13 protein-coding genes and 2 pseudogenes are annotated in these 20,533 nt (G+C 72.2%); 11 read left to right on the forward strand and 4 right to left on the reverse strand.

The features are described 5' to 3' along the window. Window positions 1-297: 297 nt before the first annotated feature. Window positions 298-1,065, reverse strand: coding sequence for an enoyl-CoA hydratase/isomerase family protein (locus K7G59_RS25170; protein WP_225837952.1), 768 nt, complete (start codon window positions 1,063-1,065; stop codon window positions 298-300). A 308-nt stretch (window positions 1,066-1,373) separates the two neighbouring features. Here K7G59_RS25170 and K7G59_RS25175 point away from each other — a divergent pair, with 308 nt between their 5' ends. From K7G59_RS25175 to K7G59_RS25185, 3 genes are read left to right on the forward strand one after another with little or no spacing between them, the layout of a single operon-like run. Further along, window positions 1,374-1,673 carry a septal ring lytic transglycosylase RlpA family protein gene (locus K7G59_RS25175; RefSeq protein ID WP_225837953.1) on the forward strand — a complete coding sequence of 100 codons (300 nt, stop codon included), beginning with the start codon at window positions 1,374-1,376 and terminating at the stop codon, window positions 1,671-1,673. Between the two features lie 11 nt (window positions 1,674-1,684). Continuing rightward, window positions 1,685-2,293, forward strand: a complete 609-nt coding sequence (locus K7G59_RS25180) for a cell wall protein (RefSeq protein ID WP_225837954.1) — start codon at window positions 1,685-1,687, stop codon at window positions 2,291-2,293. A 15-nt stretch (window positions 2,294-2,308) separates the two neighbouring features. Then, the gene (locus K7G59_RS25185; RefSeq protein ID WP_225837958.1) at window positions 2,309-3,205 is read left to right on the forward strand and encodes a MauE/DoxX family redox-associated membrane protein; all 897 of its coding nucleotides are present in this window, start codon (window positions 2,309-2,311) and stop codon (window positions 3,203-3,205) included. A gap of 73 nt (window positions 3,206-3,278) precedes the next feature. Here K7G59_RS25185 and K7G59_RS25190 read toward each other — a convergent pair whose 3' ends face one another. Both K7G59_RS25190 and K7G59_RS25195 read right to left on the reverse strand, forming a co-directional pair. Beyond that, the gene (locus K7G59_RS25190; RefSeq protein WP_225837960.1) at window positions 3,279-4,514 is read right to left on the reverse strand and encodes an Ig-like domain-containing protein; all 1,236 of its coding nucleotides are present in this window, start codon (window positions 4,512-4,514) and stop codon (window positions 3,279-3,281) included. A gap of 172 nt (window positions 4,515-4,686) precedes the next feature. Continuing rightward, the gene (locus K7G59_RS25195) at window positions 4,687-5,472 is read right to left on the reverse strand and encodes a helix-turn-helix domain-containing protein (protein WP_225837962.1); all 786 of its coding nucleotides are present in this window, start codon (window positions 5,470-5,472) and stop codon (window positions 4,687-4,689) included. A 119-nt stretch (window positions 5,473-5,591) separates the two neighbouring features. Here K7G59_RS25195 and K7G59_RS25200 point away from each other — a divergent pair, with 119 nt between their 5' ends. Continuing rightward, a complete protein-coding gene (locus K7G59_RS25200; protein ID WP_225837964.1) occupies window positions 5,592-6,005 on the forward strand; it encodes a nuclear transport factor 2 family protein in 414 nt (137 codons plus the stop codon). 82 nt (window positions 6,006-6,087) lie between these two features. On the opposite strand, the gene K7G59_RS25205 is transcribed toward K7G59_RS25200, so the two are convergent. Next, entirely contained in the window at window positions 6,088-7,311 is a 1,224-nt protein-coding gene (locus tag K7G59_RS25205; protein ID WP_225837967.1) for an Ig-like domain-containing protein, read from the reverse strand. A gap of 318 nt (window positions 7,312-7,629) precedes the next feature. Between K7G59_RS25205 and glgX the strand changes: the two genes are divergently transcribed. The 7 genes and pseudogenes from glgX to K7G59_RS25240 form a co-directional block, all read left to right on the forward strand. Beyond that, window positions 7,630-9,891 (forward strand): glycogen debranching protein GlgX, encoded by a 2,262-nt coding sequence (gene glgX, locus K7G59_RS25210; RefSeq protein WP_225837970.1) that lies wholly within the window; start codon window positions 7,630-7,632, stop codon window positions 9,889-9,891. A 184-nt stretch (window positions 9,892-10,075) separates the two neighbouring features. After that, window positions 10,076-11,971, forward strand: coding sequence for an ABC transporter ATP-binding protein (locus K7G59_RS25215; protein WP_225837972.1), 1,896 nt, complete (start codon window positions 10,076-10,078; stop codon window positions 11,969-11,971). Next, window positions 11,968-13,821: an ABC transporter ATP-binding protein gene (locus K7G59_RS25220; RefSeq protein ID WP_225837975.1), complete on the forward strand. Its 1,854-nt coding sequence runs from the start codon at window positions 11,968-11,970 to the stop codon at window positions 13,819-13,821. The genes K7G59_RS25215 and K7G59_RS25220 overlap by 4 nt, the downstream gene beginning before the upstream one ends. Before the next feature lie 55 nt (window positions 13,822-13,876). Further along, window positions 13,877-15,598, forward strand: a pseudogene (locus tag K7G59_RS25225) (ABC transporter ATP-binding protein); the annotation flags it as partial. Between the two features lie 428 nt (window positions 15,599-16,026). After that, entirely contained in the window at window positions 16,027-17,790 is a 1,764-nt protein-coding gene (locus K7G59_RS25230) for an ABC transporter ATP-binding protein (protein ID WP_225837977.1), read from the forward strand. A gap of 245 nt (window positions 17,791-18,035) precedes the next feature. After that, window positions 18,036-20,084 carry a M4 family metallopeptidase gene (locus K7G59_RS25235; protein ID WP_225837979.1) on the forward strand — a complete coding sequence of 683 codons (2,049 nt, stop codon included), beginning with the start codon at window positions 18,036-18,038 and terminating at the stop codon, window positions 20,082-20,084. A gap of 251 nt (window positions 20,085-20,335) precedes the next feature. Continuing rightward, window positions 20,336-20,533: pseudogene (locus K7G59_RS25240) on the forward strand (peptidase M4 family protein); the annotation flags it as partial.

Below are 20,533 nucleotides of genomic sequence, written 5' to 3' on the forward strand. Positions count from 1 at the left end.
CCCCCCATGATGGCCGTCCGGAGCCGCCTTCGGGGCCGTTCCGGAGGAATACGCCCCTCGCACGACCCCGTTCCGGGCCACTCGATCGGCATATGCCGACGGCATGGGTATGTCCGACTCGACCGCTGCGACCTGCCACGACGGCTCAGTTCCGGGCAATCGTCAGGCTCCCTCGACACAGCGGAGTCAAGGCCGCCTCGAGGCTCCCGCAATCAGCCCCATCGAGGGACCCGGGTGAGACGTCGTGCACCGCAAGCAGGCCAGGGCGAGTTCACACCGCGACATCCGTCGCGAGGATCACAGGAACTTCGCCTTGCCCGGCCCCTCCTCGACGAAGCTGCGCATGCCCCGCACCCGGTCCTCGGTGGCGAACAGCCCCGCGAACCAGTTCCGTTCCACGGCGAGCCCGGTGTCGATGTCGGTCTCGATGCCGGTGTCGACGGACTCCTTCGCCGCGCGCAGGGCGATCGCCGGGCCCTGGGCGAGCTTCGCGGCCCAGGCGTGCGCCTGCTCGTACACCTCGGCGGCCGGGACGACCCGGTCCACCAGGCCGATCTGCAGGGCCTCGTCGGCCTTCACCATCCGGCCGGTGAAGATCAGGTCCTTGGCCTTGGAGGGGCCGACCAGCCGGGGCAGCCGCTGGGTGCCGCCGGCGCCCGGGATCAGGCCCAGCAGGATCTCGGGCTGGCCGAGCTTGGCGTTGTCGGCCGCGATGCGGTAGTCGGCGCACAGGGCCAGTTCGCAGCCGCCGCCGAGCGCGTAACCGGTGACGGCGGCGACGACGGGCTTGGGGATGCGGGCCACGGCGGTGAAGGAGTCCTGCAGGGCGCGGGCGCGCAGGACCATCGCGGTGTGGTCCATGTCCTGCATCTCCTTGATGTCCGCGCCCGCCGCGAACACCCGCTCGCCGCCGTAGATCACCACGGCGCGCACGTCGTCGCGCCGCGTGGCCTCCTCGGCGAGTTCCTTCAGTCGGTCCTGGGTGGCGACGTCCAGGGCGTTCATCGGCGGGCGGTCCAGGCGCAGGGTTCCGACGCCTTCAGCGACTTCGAGAGTGACGGTCATGCCCGCAGGTTAGCGGGCGTTCACACGAAGCAGCAGCGCCCCCTCTGGCCAACGCGCGTAGAAGCGCGCATCATGGCGTGGCCGAAGCACCATCCCACAGCCGATTCGTCGCGCATTGTCATGCACTACTCAACCCCCCACATCGAGCGGTGCACTGAACTCCCCGACCGACGAAGGGACAAGCAATGGCTTGCGGATCCACCGCGCTATGGGCAGGTGAGACCTCCTGGTTCTGCTGCGGCAGCTCATGGGGACCCTGCGGCAGCACCGGAACCGGCGCCTGCGGCACCTGTCAGTCCAGCAAGCACATGGCCGCCTGGCCCAACCTCTCGTCCGCCTGCTGGAGCGTCACCAACCCCGGTGCCTGCGGCGAGAACATGCCCAGACGCGGCTGCGGCGCCGTGATCAACGTCAAGCACCAGTGTTCCGGCGCCACCGTCTGCGTCACCCTCGCCGACTGCGGCCCCAACACCCAGCTGTGGTGCGGCGAGGCCACCTGCTGCAACGGCGCGTGCCGGACCAACCGGGTCCTCGACCTGACCCCCTCCGCCTACTCCGCCATCGGCAGCCTCAGCTCCGGGCTGCTCCCCGTCTACATCTACGAGTGAGGAGGACGACCATGACCGCCGGCAAGAGCCTCGACCGCCGCCGCCTGCTGACGACCGCCGCGCTCGGCGGCGCCACCATCGTGGGCGCCTCCGCGCTCGGCGCCCTGGACGCGGACGCCGCGTTCGCCGCCCCGATGCCCTCCCTGGACCCGGCGATCTCCAAGTCGTCCTTCGTCGACGGCCGCGTCAGCCAGATCAAGGGCCGTGTCCTCGACGTCGTCGAATCCGACGGCGGGCACCGGCTCATCCAGCTCACCAACGCCACCAGCATCTGGAAGCTGGAGACCGTCACCGCCGAGTCCATCGAGCCCGGCGACGGCCTGTACGCGCGGGGCGTCGACATGCCCGACGGCACCATGGCCGCCGACGCGGTGTGGGTGAACATCGTCAACCTCTACGTCACCGTCCGCGGCATCGAGCGGTCCCGGCTGCACCTCAGCCACGGCCGCAACGCCCTGGTCGGCAACATCGTGACGAAGAGGACCACCGCGTCCTTCCGTGGCGGCGCCCTCACCTCGGACCTCTCGCAACTGCGGATCGGGCAGCACGCCCAGGTGCTCGGCGCCTGGCGGCCCGCGGACGACAGCGTGGACATCGCCCGCATCACCGTCGGGCACTGAGCCAGGGGGTACGTGATGGCAACGCTCGCTACGAGCCTCGTGCCGCTGCTGCTCGGCGTCCTGCTCGCCGTCACCGGGGCGGGCAAGGCGTTCGGCCGGCAGGTCGCGCGCCAGGCGGCCGGCACCGTGCTGGTCCGCGTCCTGAACGACGGCCGCCGCGCCACGCTGGTCCTGCGGGCCACGGGCGCCGTGGAACTGGCGGTCGCCGTCGGCCTGCTGGCCGCGCCGGCCACCGTGGGTCCGGGTGTCGCGGCGACCGTCCTGGGAACCGGCTTCCTCGGATACCTCGGGTACGCCCGGGCGACCGCTCCGGAGTCGTCCTGCGGATGCACCGCGCGGGACAACGGCCCGGTCTCCTGGCGGGCCTTCGCCCGCGCGGGCCTGGTCGTGGCGGGCGGGGCCGCGGCCGTCGGGGCACGAACGGCCTGGTGGACCGAGGCCGTCCGGCACCCGGTGGCGTCGGTCGCGGTCCTGGCCGTCGCCCTGGCCGTGCTGGTCGCCGTATCCAGCGACCTGGACCACCTGTGGCTGGTCCCGCTGCGCAGGACGCGGCTGAAGGTCTTCGGCCACCCGCTCCTCGGGAACCACGGCGAGGAGGTGCCGGTCGCCGCCTCCGTCGAACTGCTGGAGCGTTCGCTGGCCTGGGTGGCCGCCTCGCCGGTCGTACGCTCCGGGCTGATCGACCACTGGGAGGCCGACGGTTGGCGCTTCCTGCAGTTCGCCGGGGTCCATGACCCGGACGGCACGGCACGCCCGGTCACGGTGCTGTTCGCGCTGGACCCGCACGCGACCAGGGACACCACCGGCAATCCGGCGGTCCGCGTCACCCTGATCGACGACCGGACGGACGAGCCGGTGGAGGTGGACCTGCTCGCCGGCTTCCCGGCGCGCACGACCCTGCCGACGGCCTGAGACGGCGAGGGGCGGGGCACCACCCGGGTGTCCCGCCCCTCGCCCTCCGTACGTCACTGCCCCCGTGCGTCGCTCACTTCTTCCACTCGGCCCAGCTCATGTTCCATCCGTTGAGCCCGTTGGCCGGATCCACCGTGCGTTCGTCCGAGTGCTGCACGACCACCACGTCGCCGACGATCGAGTGGTTGAAGAACCAGGCCGCCGGGACGCTCCTGTCGTAGCCGCCGCGCACGTCGCGCAGGCCGACGCAGCCGTGGCTGGCGTTGTAGTTGCCGAAGGCGTCGCCGCCCCAGTAGTTGCCGTGGACGAAGGTGCCGGAGTTGGTCAGGCGGATGGCGTGCGGGACGTCCTTGATGTCGTACTCGCCGCCGTAGCCGACGGTGTCGCCGTTCATCCGGGTGACGGTGAGCTTCTCGCTCATGACCATCTGGCCGTTCCAGGTGTCGTAGCCGGGCTTGCCCGTGGTGACCGGGAGGGTCTTGATGACCTTGCCGTCCTGGGTGACCTTCATCGTGTGCTTCTTGGCGTCCACGTAGGACACCTGGTTGCGGCCGACGGTGAACACGACCGTCTTGTGCTGCTTGCCGTAGACGCCGTCACGGCCCTCGACGCCGTCGAGGTTCAGGTCGACGGTGACCTTCGTGCCGGACTTCCAGTAGTGCTCGGGGCGGAAGTCCAGGCGGTCGTTGCCGAACCAGTGGCCCTCGACGTCGACGGCCGGCTCGGTCCTGATCCGGACGGCCTTCTCGACGTCCGCCGGGTGGGTGATGCCCCGGGTGAAGCGGAGGGAGAAGGGCATGCCGACGCCGACGGTGGAGCCGTCCTCGGGGGTGAAGTAGCCGACGAAGGTGTTCCGCGGTGTGAGCGTGGTGAACGTGGAGTCCTCGGCGGCCTCGCGGCCCGCGGAGTCCTTGGCGACCGCGTGCACGGTGTACTTGGTGGCGGCGGCCAGGTGGGTCGACGGCGTCCACGAGGCGCCGCCGCCGGTGATGGTGCCGTCGACCTTCACGCCCTTGACGTCCTTGACCGTGACCTCGGTCAGCTTGCCCTGGGCGACACTGACCTTCAGGGCGCCGCTGGTGTCGACGCCGGTGGCGCCGGACTTCGGCGTGATCGTCACGGCGGCGGCGGACTGCTTGCCCTCCTGGCCAGCCGGACCCCCCTTGCCGTCGCCGGAGCCGGACCCCGAGGCGCCGCCCCCGCCGCACGCGGTGAGCGAGAGCAGCAGGGCGCCCACGATCAGCGCCGGCCCTTTGCGTCCCTTGCCCCGCCCCTCAACCGATGCCCCCGATATCGGCCGCACGTTCAAGTCGTTCTCCCCTCACAGGCCCTGCTCAGGCCCACGCCCCGGCGCGTCCCACGCACGCATGGGGGCATGGTAACCGCAGGGTTTTGAGCAAGATGTCAGGCGGATGTCACCGTTGCGTCGCAACTTCCGTCACCCGCCTGCACCGTGAGAACCCGCCTCTCACCTGGTGTGTCTACCCAGCCCGCGCCGCGAGCGTGCGCAGCAGTTCCGCCGTGGCCGGGTCGGCGGGGAAGAACGTCTCGATGGCGATCTCGTCGAGTGTCACGTCGCGCGGGGACCCGAACACCGTGGTGGTGTACAGGAGACTGAGGTCACCGAAGTCCGTGGCGAGCAGCAGCGGGACGGCCAGGTCGTTGACCGGCTCGTCGTCGCCGTGGCCGGCCGGGACCGGGTAGGACTCGATCTCGGCCAGCAGTTCGGCGAGGCCCTCCGTCGCGGTGCGGGCGAACTGCCGGCGGATCCGGCGCAGCACGTGCCCGCGCCATTGGGCGAGGTTGCGGATCCGCCGCGACAGGCCGTCCGGGTGCAGGGTGGCTCGCAGCACGTTGACGGCAGGCGTGCACAGCGCGGGCGGCAGGTCTGCGAGGAACGCCGTCGCCGCGCGGTTGGCGGTCAGCAGTTCCCAGCGCGCGTCGACCGCGAGCGCCGGGTACGGCTCGTGGCCCGTGAGTACGGCGTCCACGGCGGCGCGGGCCGCGCCGAGGTCGGCGAGTGACCGCTCGGGGTACACCGGCGCGAAACCGGCGGCCAGGTACCAGGCGTTGCGTTCCCGCAGCGGGACCTCGAGTTCGTCGCACAGCCGCTCGATCATGTTCCGGCTCGGGGTCGCCCGCCCGGTCTCGATGTAACTCAGGTGCCGGGTGGAGAGGTTGGCCGCGACCGCGACATCCAGTTGCGAGCGGCGCCGGTGCTCCCGCCAGCGTCGTACCAGCTGCCCGACGGGCTCCTTGGTGACCATGCCCCGAGGTTGTCCGATCACCGCACGGACGGCAATGACCTCGCGGGTTATCGACGCCGGGCGGCTCGGCGGCGCAAGGTCGGAAAGCGCAACGCCAGCCAGAGGAAACGGAGTCGGCCATGACCGAGACCATCGAAACCGTCACCGCCCAGCACCGGGCGACCGTCGAGGACTACGTACGGTTCTGGAACGCCCAGGAGCCCGGGGAGCAGCAGCGCCTCGCCGCGGCGGTGTTCACCGAGGACGTCCGGTACTACGCCCTGATCGGGGTGCTCAGCGGGCCGTCCGCGCTGATCGGCTTCCGGGAACAGTTCACGCAGCACATGGGCGGCGCCGTGTTCAGCAGCAGGCGGGAGCCGGAGATCCTGCACGGCCGCGCCCGGCTGATGTGGCGGATCGAGGCGGGCGGCAAGGAGTCGTTCGCCACCGGCACCGACATCCTGGTCTTCGACGAGGGCGGCCGGATCACCACGGTCTCCGCCTTCCTCGACCAGGCACCGGAAGGCTTCGACCCGAACGCCTCCCACGACTGACCGCTGCCGGCTCACCTGACTCACCAGACTCATCGGAATCACCGGGCTCACCAGACTCACCGGGCTCACCGGGCTCACCGGGTCAGTCGACCGCACTGCCCGCCGTCCACTCCTGCCAGTTCAGGTTCCAGCCGCCGAGGCCGTTGTCGGGTGCGACGGTCTTGTCCTTGCTGTTGACGACCTCGACGACGTCACCGATGAGGCTGCGGTCGAAGAACCAGCCGGCGGGGGTGCCCGAGCTGCCGCCCTTGACGTCTCTCAGGCCCACGCAGCCATGGCTGACGTTGACCCGGCCGGGGGCGTCGGGAGCCCAGTAGTTGCCGTGCAGGTAGGTGCCGGATCCGGTGAGCTTCATGGCGTGCGGGACGTCGGGGATGTCGTACTCGCCGCCGAAGCCGACCGTGCGGCTGTTCATGCGGGTGACCTCCAGCATGTCCATCACCACCATCTTGCCGTTGTAGGTGGGGTGCTTGGGGGCGCCCGCGGTGACCGGCACGGTGGCGAGCAGTTCTCCGTCGCGCCGCACCTCCATGGTGTGCTTGGCCGCGTCGACCAGCGAGACCTGGCTGCGGCCGACGGTGAAGCCGAACCTCTTGTACTGGAGGCCGTAGACGCCCGGCGCCCCCTGCACGTCCCGCAGCCGCAGCTCGACGCTGACCTCCGTCCCGGGCTTCCAGTAGCGCTGGGGGCGGAAGTCCAGGCGGGAGGCGCCGAACCAGTGCGGGCGGACGTCCACGGGGGGCCGGGCGGTGACGTGGACGGCGCGTTCGACGGCGGCGCGGTCGGCGATCTCCCGGCTGAAGGAGAGGGAGACGATCATCCCGGTACCGACGACGGAGCGGTTCTCGGGGGTGACGTAGGCGATGAACCGCTCGTCGGGGACGAGGGTGGTGAAGGTGGTGTGCCGGGCCGAGCGGCGGCCGTGGGAGTCCAGCGCGACGGCGTCGACGGTGTACCTGGCGGCGAGCGCCAGCCGTTCGTGGTCGGGCTTCCAGGTCAGGCCGTCGGCGCTGATGCGGCCGGGGACCGGGTAGTCCTGCGCGTCCTGGGACCTGGTGACCCTCACCTTCTCCAGGTGCCCGCCGGGCACCTGTACCCGCAGCCGCGTGCCGGGGCGGACGTCCCTGCCGCCGTCGTCCGGGGTGATGCGGATGGCGTCCTCGGGGGCCGGGGGCTTGCCCAGGATCCGGTCGAGGTCCAGTCCGCCCGAGCCGACCGAGGAGCAGCCGGCCAGCAGAGCCGCCCATGTCAGTGCCGCGACCAGCGCGGCCCCGGCGCGCCGTGCGCTTCCTAGTGCATGCCTCACGCGGGGCTCAACGACGGGGCCGCCCCGGGGAAACGAAGGGACCGCTTCCGGAAGGCGGCGACGGGACACCCAGGGACGACGGGCCCGACCCGGGGGAAACGTGAGTGCGACCCATGCGCTGGGCAGAACAGTGGGAGGACGACACGAAGGCGAGCCGCCGCGCCCGCGTCAGAGCCGTCGGGGCGCAGCCGTGGCGGAGCCGCGGGCGCGCAGCCGTGGCGGGTGGCCGAGCGTGCCGGGGCCGGGAGGTCCGGGGCGCGGTCGGCGCTCCGGCCCGGCCGCGCGCCCCGGCGCGCCACTGAAGTGGGGAGCCGACTGGTGACGAGCGCAGCCGAGCGGCGGGCACGAGCCGAGGCGCGGACCGCCGGGAGCGGGCATCCGGCAGCCGCGGCGCACGGTGCCCGCCGCGCCGTACCGCCCGCCCCGCCGGTGTGGCCGGGCGCGCCGACCCCGCTCGGGGCCCGGTTCCGGGTCGGCCCGGACGGGGTCGCGGGCACCAACTTCGCGCTGTGGGCGGGCGGGGCGGAGGCGGTCCGGCTGTGCCTGTTCGACGAGCGGGGCCGCGAGACCCGGGTGCCGCTGACCGAGCTGACGCACGAGATCTGGCACGGCTTCGTCCCCGGGGTGCGGCCCGGACAGCGGTACGGCTACCGGGTGGACGGCCGCTGGGACCCGTGGACCGGCGCCCGCTGGAACCCGGCGAAGCTGCTGCTGGACCCGTACGCGCGGGCGGTGGACGGCGACTACGCCGCTTTCGGGCTGTCACCGGAGTTGTACGGGCACGTCCGGGACTGGCCGGAGCAGCATGTGGCCGACACGGTGCGCGACGACCGGGACTCGGCGCCGTACGTGCCCAAAGGGGTCGTCGTCGACGATGACGACGACTGGGAGGACGACCGCCGCCCCAAGACCCCGTGGGCGGACTCGGTGATCTACGAACTGCATGTGCGCGGCTTCACCAAACTCCACCCGGGCATTCCCGAGGAACTGCGCGGCACCTACGCCGGGCTGGCGCACCCGGCCGCGATCGAGCACCTGGTGAAGCTGGGCGTGACGGCCGTGGAACTGCTGCCCGTGCACCAGTTCGCCCACGAGGACCATCTGCTCCGCCGCGGCCTGCGGAACTACTGGGGCTACAACTCCATCGGCTACTTCGCCCCGCACGCCGCCTACGCGGCCTCCGGTACGACGGGCCAGCAGGTCGGCGAGTTCAAGCGGATGGTCCGCGCGCTGCACGCGGCCGGCATCGAGGTCGTCCTCGACGTGGTCTACAACCACACGGCGGAGGCGGGCGAGCTGGGGCCCACCCTGTCCCTGAAAGGCGTCGACAACCGCGGCTACTACCGCCTCCAGCACGACGCCCGCCGCTACGCCGACTACACCGGCTGCGGCAACACCCTGCACGTCGTCCAGCCCCAGGTGCTGCGCCTGATCACGGACTCGCTGCGCTACTGGGTGACGGAGATGGGCGTGGACGGCTTCCGCTTCGACCTCGCCGCGGCGCTCGCCCGCTCCATGCACGACGTCGACATGCTGTCCCCCTTCCTCGCGGTGATCGCGCAGGACCCGGTGCTGCGCCGGGTGAAGTTGATCGCCGAGCCCTGGGACATCGGCTCGGGCGGCTACCAGGTCGGCGCCTTCCCGCCCCTGTGGACCGAGTGGAACGACCGCTACCGGGGGGCCGTAAGGGACTTCTGGCGGGGCGCGCTGCCCGACGTACGGGACCTCGGCTACCGCCTGTCCGGCTCCAGCGATCTCTACGCCTGGGGTGGCCGGCGCCCCTACGCCTCCGTCAACTTCGTCACCGCACACGACGGTTTCACGCTGCGCGACCTGGTGTCGTACGAGCGCAAGCACAACGAGGCCAACGGCGAGGACAACCGGGACGGCAGCGACGACAACCGTTCCTGGAACTGCGGGGCGGAAGGCGAGACGGACGACGAGCGGGTGCGGGCGCTGCGCCGTCGGCAGCTGAGGAACCTCCTCACCACCCTGCTGCTGTCCACGGGCGTGCCCATGCTGGTCGCGGGCGACGAACTCGGCCGCACCCAGGGCGGCAACAACAACGCCTACTGCCAGGACAACGAGATCAGCTGGCTGGACTGGAGCCTGCTGGAAGATCCCGGCTGGCGCGCTCTGTTCGAGCTGACCTCCCGGCTGCTGGTCCTGCGTCACCGGCACCCCGTGCTGCGCCGCCGCGCCTTCTTCTCCGGCCGCGCCCATTCGGCGGACGGACTGCGCGACCTGGCCTGGTTCACCCCGCGGGGCGAGGAGATGACCGAGGCCGACTGGTACGCCCCGGCGGCCACGCTCGGCATGTATCTCTCCGGGCGCGACATCCCGGGCCGGGACGAACGGGGGGCGCCGGTCCTCGACGACAGCTTCCTCGCCGTGCTGCACGCGGGTGACCGCCCGGTGTCGTTCGTGCTGCCGGGGCCACCGTGGGCGAGCGCCTACGAGGTCGTGGTGGACACCTCCCGAGAGGACCAGACGGCGGCGCCGGGCACCGTCCGGGCGGCCTCAGCGGCGGTCACGGTACCGGCGCGGGCGGTGCTGCTGCTGCGGGCGACGCCTGTGTGACAGCTGCCCTGGCGTGGGCGGCCGGCGGACGCGAGGTACGCGCGACTCGGGCCCGGGGGTGCCACAGGACGTCACCGCCGCCCCGGCTTCCCCGCTGTCCGCGCAGGTCGTAGGACCAGCGGCCGACCACGGGCGGGACGAAACTCGGTGGGCGTCGTCGGTGCCGATCCGTAGGCTCTCGATGATGCCCACGACACCTGCAACCACCGAGAAGCGGTCAGCCGTACGCGCCCTGTTGAGGCTGTGGCCGTACGTCCGGCCGGTGCGCGCGCGGCTGTTCACCGCCGCGTTCGTCGCCGTCGTCGCCTCCTGTACCGGGCTGGTGATCCCGCTCGTCCTGAAGTGGCTGGTCGACGGGCCGGTCACCGACCAGGACACGGCCGGGGTGTGGCTCGGGGCCCTGTACCTGCTGCTGCTGGGGATCGCCGAGGCGGTCCTCTTCGGCATCCGGCGCTGGCTGGTGGCCCGGCCGCTGTCACACGTCGAGGCGGAGATGCGGGCCGGCCTGTACCGGCATCTGCAGCGCCTGCCGGTGGCCTTCCACGACCGCTGGGCGTCCGGTCAGTTGCTCTCCCGCGGCACGACCGACCTGATGCTGGTGCGCCTGTTCCTCGCCTTCCCCCTGACCTTTCTGCTGGTCAACGCGGTGACGATCCTCGTCGGCGTGGTGATCATGTTGCTGCAGGACTGGGTGCTCGGGCTGGTCGTCCTCGGTCCCGCCGTCCCGGTGCTGTGGACCTGCGTGGTCTTCGAGCGGCGGTACGCCGAGGTCGCACGGCGTGCGCAGGACCAGGTCGGGGACCTGGCGACGGTGGTCGAGGAGAGCGTCCTCGGCATCCGTGTCATCAAGGGCTTCGGCCAGCACCGCAGCCAGGCACGGATGTTCCATGAGCTGTCGGGCTCCCTGCGCGGCACGGAGCTGCGCAAGGCGCGGCTGCTGGCCACGATCTGGGGTGTCATCGTGACACTTCCGGAGGTGGCGATCGGGGCGGCGCTGGTGCTGGGCGCGGTGCGGGTGGCCGACGGCGAGCTGTCGGCGGGAACGCTGGTGGCCTTTCTCAGCACGGCACTCGCGCTGCGCTGGCCGGTGGACTCGATCGGTTTCCTGCTGGCGATGAGCCAGGAGGCGGCCACGGCCGCGGAACGGTACTTCGAGGTGATGGACGAGGTGCCGGAGCCCCCGTCCGCGGGCGGTGGTACCGCGGGCGCCGCCGCGCCGGCGGACGCAGCCGCGCAGACCGGCGGGCTCCGCTTCGAGCACGTCCGGTTCCGCTACCCCGACGCCCCGCCCCATTCCCCGCCCCTCCTGGACGGCATCGACCTGCACATCCGCCCCGGCGAGTCCATGGCCCTGGTCGGCGCGACCGGCAGCGGGAAGACCACGCTCACCGCGCTCGTCCCGCGCCTGCACGACGTGACGTCGGGCCGGATCACCCTCAACGGCGTGGACATCACCGCGATGTCCCTCGAGGAGCTGCGCGCCAAGGTCGCCGTCGCCTTCGAGGAGCCCACGCTGTTCTCGGCGAGCGTCGGGGAGAACGTACTGATGGGCGCCGCGGGCGGCGCCGGCCGGGCGGAGCTGGACCACGCCCTCGCCGTCGCGCAGGCCGAGTTCGCGCACGCGCTTCCGCAGGGCACGGCCACCCGTGTGGGCGAGCAGGGCATGAGCCTGTCCGGCGGGCAGCGGCAGCGGCTCGCGCTGGCCCGTGCGGTCGTCGGCCGGCCGGAGTTCCTCGTGCTGGACGATCCGCTGTCCGCCCTGGACGTGCACACGGAGGCCGCCGTGGAGGCCGCGCTGCGGCAGGTCCTCGCGCAGACCACGGCGCTGATCGTGGCCCACCGCCCGTCCACGGTGCTGCTCGCCGACCGGGTCGCCCTGCTCTCGGACGGCCGGATCACCGCCGTCGGCACCCATCACGAACTGCTGCGCACGAACGCCGAGTACGCGCACCTGATGTCCGGGGACCATTCCGGGCAGTCTTCCGGAGACTCGTCCGGAGACTCGTCCGGAGACCCGCCCGGAGTCCCGTCCGGAGACCTGTCCGAAGACCCGTCCGGGGAACTGGAGGAACAACGGTGACCACCACGACCACCTCCGCCCCCGTCACGGACAGCGGCGACCCGCTCCCGCCGCCCGCCGGCGACCCCTTCGACCAGGATCTGCTGCCCACCACACCCGGCGCCACGGCCGGTCTGCTGCGCTCCCTGCTCGTGCCGCTGAAGGCCCGCGTCACGCTCTCCACCGTCCTTCTGCTGCTCCAGCAGGCGGCGGCGCAGACGGGCCCGCTGCTGGTGGCGTACGCCATCGACAAGGCCGTACCCGCGTTCCGGGAGCACCGCCACGGTCCGCTGATCGCGGTCGGTGTCGGCTACCTGCTGTGCGCCCTGGCGTCCGGGCTGTTCCAGGTCGCCTTCATCCGGTCCTCCGCCCGGGTCAGCCAGGACGTGCTGCTGGATCTGCGGGGCCGGATCTTCCGGCACGCGCAGGCGCTGAGCGTCGACTTCCACGAGCGGTACACCTCCGGGCGGCTCATCTCCCGGTCCACGACCGATGTCGAGTCGCTGCGCGAACTCCTCGACGAGGGGCTCCAGGAGCTGGTCACGGTCGTCCTGTCCTTCGTCTACATCTCGGCGATGCTGCTCTGGCTGGACCTCGGCCTCGGCGCGGTCGCGGTGGCCTCCTTCGTTCCGCTGTACCTGCTCGTGCGGCTCTACCAGCGGCGAGCGGGGCGGGTGTTCGGGTCCCGGTCCACGGCGATCGCGGCGGTGATCGTGAAGTTCGTGGAGACGATGAACGGCATCCGGCCGGTGCGCGCCTTCCGCAGGGAGGCGGCGAACGACGCCGAGTTCGCCGTGCTCAACCAGCGGCACGAACGCACGAACGGGGACGCGCTGCTGGAGATGGCCCGGTATGTGGTCGGTTCCCGGCTGGTGGCCAACACGGCGGTCGCGGCGATCGTGCTGTGGGGTGCCCACCGGGTGGCGTCCGGCTCGCTGGAACTGGGTGTGCTGGCCGCCTCCGTGCTGTATCTGCGGCGGCTGTACGACCCGATCGACCGGCTCGGCATGTTCCTGAACTCCTACCAGTCGGCGGCTGCCTCGCTGGAGAAGATCGCCGGGCTGCTGGCGCAGACGCCGTCCGTTCCGGAGCCGTCCGTGCCGAAGGAACTCCCGCCGCTGCGGGGCGAGCTCCCCGGCCGCGAGGTCCACTTCGACTCCGTCCGCTTCGCCTACCGCACCGGCGGCGAGGTGCTGCCCCGCTTCGACCTGGTCCTGCCGGCCGGGCAGACGGTCGCCGTGGTCGGCTCGACCGGCGCGGGCAAGTCGACACTGGCCAAGCTGCTCGCCCGCTTCTACGACCCGACCGACGGGCGGGTCCTGCTGGACGGGGTGGACCTGCGGGAGCTGGCGACGCCGCAGCTGCGGCGCGGGGTGGTGATGGTGACGCAGGAGTCGTTCCTGTTCTCCGGCACGGTCGCGGACAACATAGCGATCGGCCGCCCGGACGCCACCCGGGAGGAGATCGAGCAGGCCGCGAAGGCGATCGGCGCGCACGAGTTCATCAGCGCGCTGCCCGACGGCTACGACACCGACGTACGCAAGCGCGGCGGGCGCATCTCGGCCGGACAGCGACAACTGGTCGCGTTCGCCCGGGCGTTGCTCGCCGACCCGGCGGTGCTGATCCTGGACGAGGCGACCAGTTCCCTGGACGTCCCGGGTGAGCGGGCCGTGCAGCGGGCGATGTCGACGGTGCTGCGCGGCCGTACCGCCGTGGTGATCGCGCACCGGCTGTCGACCGTGGAGATCGCGGACCGGGTGCTGGTCATGGAGCGCGGACGGATCGTGGAGGACGGCCGGCCGGACGAACTGATCGCGGGCACCGGCAGGTTCGCGGATCTGCACCGGGCGTGGCGGGACAGCCTGGCATGACCGGCACGACGGGGGCGGGACCGGGAGCAGAAGCGGGGGCGGGGGTGGGGGCGGGATGATCGACGCGTACGAGGATCCGGGTACGCCCGACTGCCGTGGCGGCTGGTGGTACCTGTGGTGGCTGGTGACCCGGCAGCCGGGCCGGTCGGTGGCCGGGGCCTTGTTCGGCAGCACGTGGATGGTGCTGCTGGCGGCGACGCCGTACCTGATGGCGAAGGCGATCGACGAGGGCCTGGAGCCGGGTGACATGGGGGCGCTGGCCGGGTGGACGGCCGCGCTGTTCGTGGTCGGGTCGGTCAACGTCTGGCTGAGCATCATGCGGCACCGCACGATGACCCGGGTGCGGCTGGACGCCAACTTCCGCACGGTGAAGGTGGTGGTCGCGCACACGGTGCGGCTGGGGGCCGCGCTGCCCGCGCGGATCGGAGCCGGTGAGGTGGTCACCATCGGCGTGGGCGACGTCCAGACGATCGCCCAGGCCCTGACGGTGGTCGGGCCCGGCGTGGGCGCGGCGATGGCCTATGTCGTGGTCGCCGGCCTGCTGCTGTCCGTGTCCGTGCGGCTGGCGGTGGTGGTGCTGCTCGGGGTGCCGCTGATCGCCGTGATCGTCGGGCCGCTGCTGCAGCGGCTGCAGCGGGCGGAGACGGACTACCGCGAGCGGCAGGGCGTGCTGACGGCACGCATCGGCGACCTCGCAGGCGGCCTGCGCGTGCTCAACGGCCTGGGCGGCAAGGGACTGTTCGCCGACTCCTTCCGCCACGAGTCGCGGCGGCTGCGCGACCAGGGGTACCGGGTCGGGGCGGTGACCAGCTGGATCCAGGCGCTGGGCGCGGGGCTGCCGACGCTGTTCCTGGCCGTGGTGACCTGGCTGGCGGCCCGGATGGCGGCCCGCGGGGAGATCACCGTGGGCGAGCTGGTGTCGGTGTACGGCTACGTCGCCGTGCTGGCGGGGTGGCCGGTGGCGCTGCTGATGGACGTCAGCTACTACCTCGGCCGCGGTGTGGTGGCCGCCCGGCGCGTCGTGGCGCTGCTGCGGCTGGAGCCCGAGCCGGACACCGGGACCGCCGACCCGCCCGGCGAGCCGTCGGTGCTGCATGACCCGGAGTCGGGCGTGCGGGTGCCGCCCGGCCGGCTGACGGCGCTGGCCGGCGCCCGTCCGGCCGATGCCGTGGCCGTCGTCGACCGCCTGGGCCGGTACGCGCCCTCGGACGTCACCTGGGGCGGGGTACGGCTGGACGGGGTCCCGTTGTCCCGGGTGCGCGAGCGGATCCTGGTCGCCGACCACGAGGCCGACCTGTTCGCGGGGCCGCTCGGCGAGCTGGTCGCCGGGTGCCGGGAGCGGGACGAGGCGCAGGTGCTGGACGCCGTGCACGCGGCGGCGGCCGACGACATCGTGCGCGGCCTGCCCGACGGGCTCGGCTCCCTGGTCGACGCCCAGGGCCGCAACCTCTCCGGCGGCCAGCGCCAGCGCGTACGGCTGGTCCGGGCCCTGCTGGCCGATCCGGAGGTGCTGCTCGCCGTCGAACCGACGTCCGCGCTCGACGCCCACACCGAGGCCACGGTGGCCGCCCGGCTGAGCGCGGCGCGCAAGGGCCGTACGACCGTGGTGACGACCACCTCCCCGCTCGTCCTGGATCACGCGGACACCGTCCACTACCTGGTCGACGGCAAGGTCGCGGCCACCGGCAGCCACCGCGAACTGCTCGACGGCCAGCCGGGGTACCGGGCCCTGGTGGCCCGCGACACCGACCCGGCCGACACGGAGGAGACGCCACGGGGCGCCGGGCCCGCCGAGACGCAGGAAAGACCACGGGACGCCGACCCCGCCGGAACCCGGGAAAGACCACGGGACGCCGACCCCGCCGAAACCCGGAAGACGGCACAGGACACCCACCCCACCCGGACCGGGCAAACGGCGCGGGACGCCGCCGCCCGGACCGAGCGGACAACGCGGGACGCCGCCCCCGCCCACGCCCGGGAGGCGGCGCGGGACGTACCACCGACCAGCACCCCGGAGACAGCACTGGACACCCACCCCACCGGCACCGAGGAATCACCACGGGACGCCGACCCCGCCGAAACCCGGAAGACGGCACAGGACACCCACCCCACCGGCACCGAGGAATCACCACGGGACGGCGACCCCGCCGAGACCCGGCAAACACCACGGGGCGCCGACCCCGCCGGAACCCAAAAGGCCGGGCGGTGACCCCCGGGAAGCTGCCGGTCGCCGAGCCCGCTCAGGTGCGGCGGGCCGCGTTGCGGCTGGTCGGGGCCGACGGGCGGGCGTTCGCGGTCGTGCTGGCACTGAACGCGGCGACGGCCGGGGCGGGGCTGGCCGGGCCGTGGCTGGTCGGGCGGATCGTGGACGACGTGCGCTCCGGGGGCGGGGTCGGCGCGGTCGACCGGCTGGCGCCCGTCATCCTGCTGTGTTCGGTGGCGCAGTTGCTGCTGGCGCGCTGGGCGCGGTACGTGGGGCACCGGTTCGGGGAGCGGACGCTCGGCCGGGTCCGGGAGGAGTTCGTCGACCGGGCGCTGGCGCTGCCCGCGGCCGTGGTGGAGCGTGCCGGGACCGGTGATCTGACCGCGCGCGGCACGGCCGACGTGACGACCGTCGGCACGACCCTGCGCGACGTCGGCCCCGAACTGCTCGTCTCCGCCGTGCAGGCGCTGTTCCTGCTCGGCGCGGTGTTCCTGCTGGACCCGCTGCTCGGTGCCGTGGGGATGGTCGGCCTCGTGCCCGTCGGGATCGCCGTCCGCTGGTATCTGCGCCGGGCCCGCGCGGCGTACCTCGCCGAGGGTGAGGCCACCTCGGAGGTCGCCGAGATCCTCGCGGCGACGGCCGCCGGGGCGCGTACCGTCGAGGCGTACCGGCTCGCGGAGCAGCGCACCGCCGCCAGCCGGGAGGCGCTGGAGACGTCCCGGCGCACCCGGTTCTTCACGCTGTATCTGCGCACGGTGTTCTTCCCGGTGGTCGAGGTGTCCTATCTGCTTCCCGTGGCCGGGGTTCTGCTGGTCGGCGGGGCGCTGCACGCGCACGGCGCGGTGAGCGTCGGGGACGTGGTGGCGGCGGGCCTGTATCTGCGGCAGTTCAGCGAGCCGCTGGACGCGGTCCTGATGCGGGTGGAGCTGCTGCAGTCCGGCGGAGCGTCGTTCGCCCGGGTCGAGGGTCTCGCCGGCGCCCCGAAGGCGGCGCCGGACGGCGGGTGCCCCGCCCCCGCGGACGACCGCCTCGACGTCACCGGGGTGCGGTACGCCTACGACCGCGGCGGCGAGGTCCTGCGTGGTGTCGACCTGACGGTCCGGCCGGGCGAACGGCTGGCGGTGGTCGGGCCGTCCGGCGCCGGGAAGACCACGCTGAGCAGGCTCCTGGCGGGTATCGACGTGCCCACGCACGGCACGGTGACGGTGGGCGGGGTGCCGGTGGCGTCGCTCGCGCCGGAGCTGCTGCGCCGTCAGGTCGTGCTGGTCACGCAGGAACACCATGTCTTCCTGGGTACGGTCCGCGACAACCTCCTGATCGCCGAACCGGCGGCCACGGACGCCGACCTGTGGGCGGCGCTGGCGGCCGTCGGTGCCGACGACTGGGTGCGTGGCCTGCCCGACGCCCTGGACACCCTCCTGGGTCCCCAGGATCACCCCACCGACGGCTCCCAGGCCCAGCAACTCGCCCTCGCCCGCGTGGTGCTGGCGGACCCGCACACGCTGATCCTGGACGAGGCGACGGCCCTGCTGGATCCGGCCACGGCCCGCCACACCGAACGTGCCCTGGCCGCCGTGCTGGAGGGCCGCACGGTCATCGCCATCGCCCACCGCCTGCACACGGCCCATGACGCGGACCGGGTGGCGGTGATGGAGGACGGCCGGCTGACGGAACTCGGCACGCACGAGGACCTGGTGGCGGCCGACGGGGCGTATGCGGCGCTGTGGCGGACATGGCACGGCGAAACACGCCAACACTCCGCATAGCGAACATGAACACCCGGTCAACGGACGATTTCCAGCCAACTTACTGACGTGGTCCTGACAAGCAACGGGGTCTCCTGCCAGTCTTCCCACGACCGACTCGCAGCGGCCCCACAGTTCTGCACGCCCACCTGAGCCGGTCCTGCACACCCACACGCTTTTGCGCAATGCCCTGTTCTGCCCGGGCGGCCCCACCGCCCGGTCTCCCCTGGCCGCGGCACCCCGCGGCCACGCAGAAGGAGTCAGTGTTGAGAAGCAGCACCTCTCGCGGACGCACCCCCCACACCGTGCACCGCCGCGCAGCCACCGTCGCCCTCGCCGGCGTCGCCGCGCTGATCGCCACCGCCGTCCAGTCGGGCGCGGCCACCGCCGCCCCGGCGGAGCAGGCCCGGTCCGGCAAGGCCAACCCCGCGCACATGGCGCTCAAGCTCACGCCCTCGCAGCGCACCGAGCTGATACGCCACGCCGACGCCACCAAGGCCGCCACGGCCAAGTCGATCGGCCTCGGCGCCAAGGAGCAGCTGGCCGTCAAGGACGTCGTCAAGGACGCCGACGGCACGCTCCACACCCGCTACGAGCGCACCTACGCCGGCCTGCCGGTCCTCGGCGGCGACCTGATCGTGGACACCGCCAAGTCGGGCACCACCGAGCGGGTCCTCAAGGCCACCACCAGGACGCTGAAGGTCGCCGACCTCACCCCGGCCGTCTCCAAGGCCGCGGCGGAGCGGCAGGCCGTGGGCCGGGCCAAGGCGCTCGGCAGCACCAAGTCCACCGCGGACCGCGTGCGGAAGGTCATCTGGGCGGCGAGCGGCAAGCCCGTGCTGGCGTACGAGACGGTCGTCGGCGGCCTCCAGGACGACGGCACCCCGAACCAGCTGCACGTCATCACCGACGCGGCCACCGGCAAGAAGCTCTACGAGTACCAGGGCATCGAGAACGCGACCGGCACCGGCAACACCCAGTACAGCGGCCAGGTCAGCCTGACGACGACCCTGTCGGGCTCGACGTACACGCTCAACGACGGCTCGCGCGGCGGCCACAAGACGTACAACCTGAACCACGGCACCTCGGGCACCGGCACCCTGTTCTCCCAGACCAGCAACACCTGGGGCAACAGCACCACGTCCAACGCGGCCACCGCGGGCGCCGACGCCCACTACGGTGCCGCGGAGACGTGGGACTTCTACAAGAACACGTTCGGCCGCAGCGGCATCAAGAACGACGGCACCGCCGCCTACTCCCGCGTCCACTACGGCAACGCCTACGTGAACGCCTTCTGGGACGACAGCTGCTTCTGCATGACCTACGGCGACGGCTCGAACAACGCCGACCCGCTGACCTCCCTCGACGTCGCCGGCCACGAGATGAGCCACGGCGTCACCTCCAACACCGCGGGCCTGAACTACAGCGGTGAGTCCGGTGGCCTGAACGAGGCGACCAGCGACATCATGGGCACCGGCGTGGAGTTCTACGCCAACAACTCCACCGACGTGGGCGACTACCTCATCGGTGAGAAGATCGACATCAACGGCAACGGCACCCCGCTGCGCTACATGGACAAGCCGAGCAAGGACGGCGGGTCCAAGGACAGCTGGTACTCGGGCCTGGGCAGCCTGGACGTGCACTACTCCTCCGGCCCGGCGAACCACTTCTTCTACCTGCTGAGCGAGGGCAGCGGCGCCAAGGTCATCAACGGCGTCAGCTACAACTCGCCGACCGCGGACGGTCTTCCGGTCACCGGCATCGGCCGGGACAAGGCGCTGCAGATCTGGTACCGGGCGCTGACCACGAAGTTCACCTCCACGACCAACTACGCGGGCGCCCGCACCGGCACCCTCGCGGCGGCCGGTGAGCTGTACGGCACCTCCAGCGCCGAGTACAAGGCGGTGCAGGACGCGTGGGCGGCCGTCGCGGTCGGTGCGCGCTCCAGCGGTGGCACCACCGGCGGTACGACCTACGACAACAACACCGCGATGGCCATCCCGGACAACGGGCCCGCGGTGAACTCCACCATCAACGTCTCCGGCCGCAGCGGGAACGCGCCGAGCAACCTCCAGGTGAGCGTCGACATCACGCACACCTGGCGGGGTGACCTGGTGATCGACCTGATCGGCCCGTCGGGCACCGCGTACCGGCTGAAGAGCTTCAACTCCTCGGACTCCGCGGACAACGTCAACGAGACCTACACGGTCAACGCCTCCTCGGAGCCGGCCAACGGCACCTGGACTCTGCGGGTGCAGGATCAGGCCACTTACGACACCGGCACGCTGAACGACTGGAAGCTGACCTTCCCGTAAACAGCAGGCCATGAGGGCGTGAACAAGGGGCCGTTCGGGAGGTCGCACCTCCCGAACGGCGCCTTTTTACATGGCTGCAACATTTACCGGACAGTCGATTTCCGGCCAACATCACTTAGGGGTCCTGACATGTACGCGCCCCTGATGTCACTCTCTCCCCACCCGCCGCAGCAGCACAGCAACTGCACACAACGCACATCCCGGCCGGTAACCCCACACCGTCCGGGCTCCCCCACATGAAGGAGCTTTGAGTGAGCCCCCTCTCCGCGCGTCACAAGCGCACCACTCTGGCCGTCGCCACCGCTGTCGCCGCCGGAGCCCTGCTCTCCACCGGCCTGACCACCAGCGCCAACGCCCAGACCCCGGCCGGGTCCGCCGCCGCCAAGCCGCCGGCCGCCGCCCCGATTTCGCTGTCCGCCGCTGCGCGTACCACCCTGATCCGGCAGGCC

Source organism: Streptomyces sp. NK08204 (genome assembly GCF_020400585.1).
In the GTDB taxonomy this organism is placed as follows: domain Bacteria; phylum Actinomycetota; class Actinomycetes; order Streptomycetales; family Streptomycetaceae; genus Streptomyces.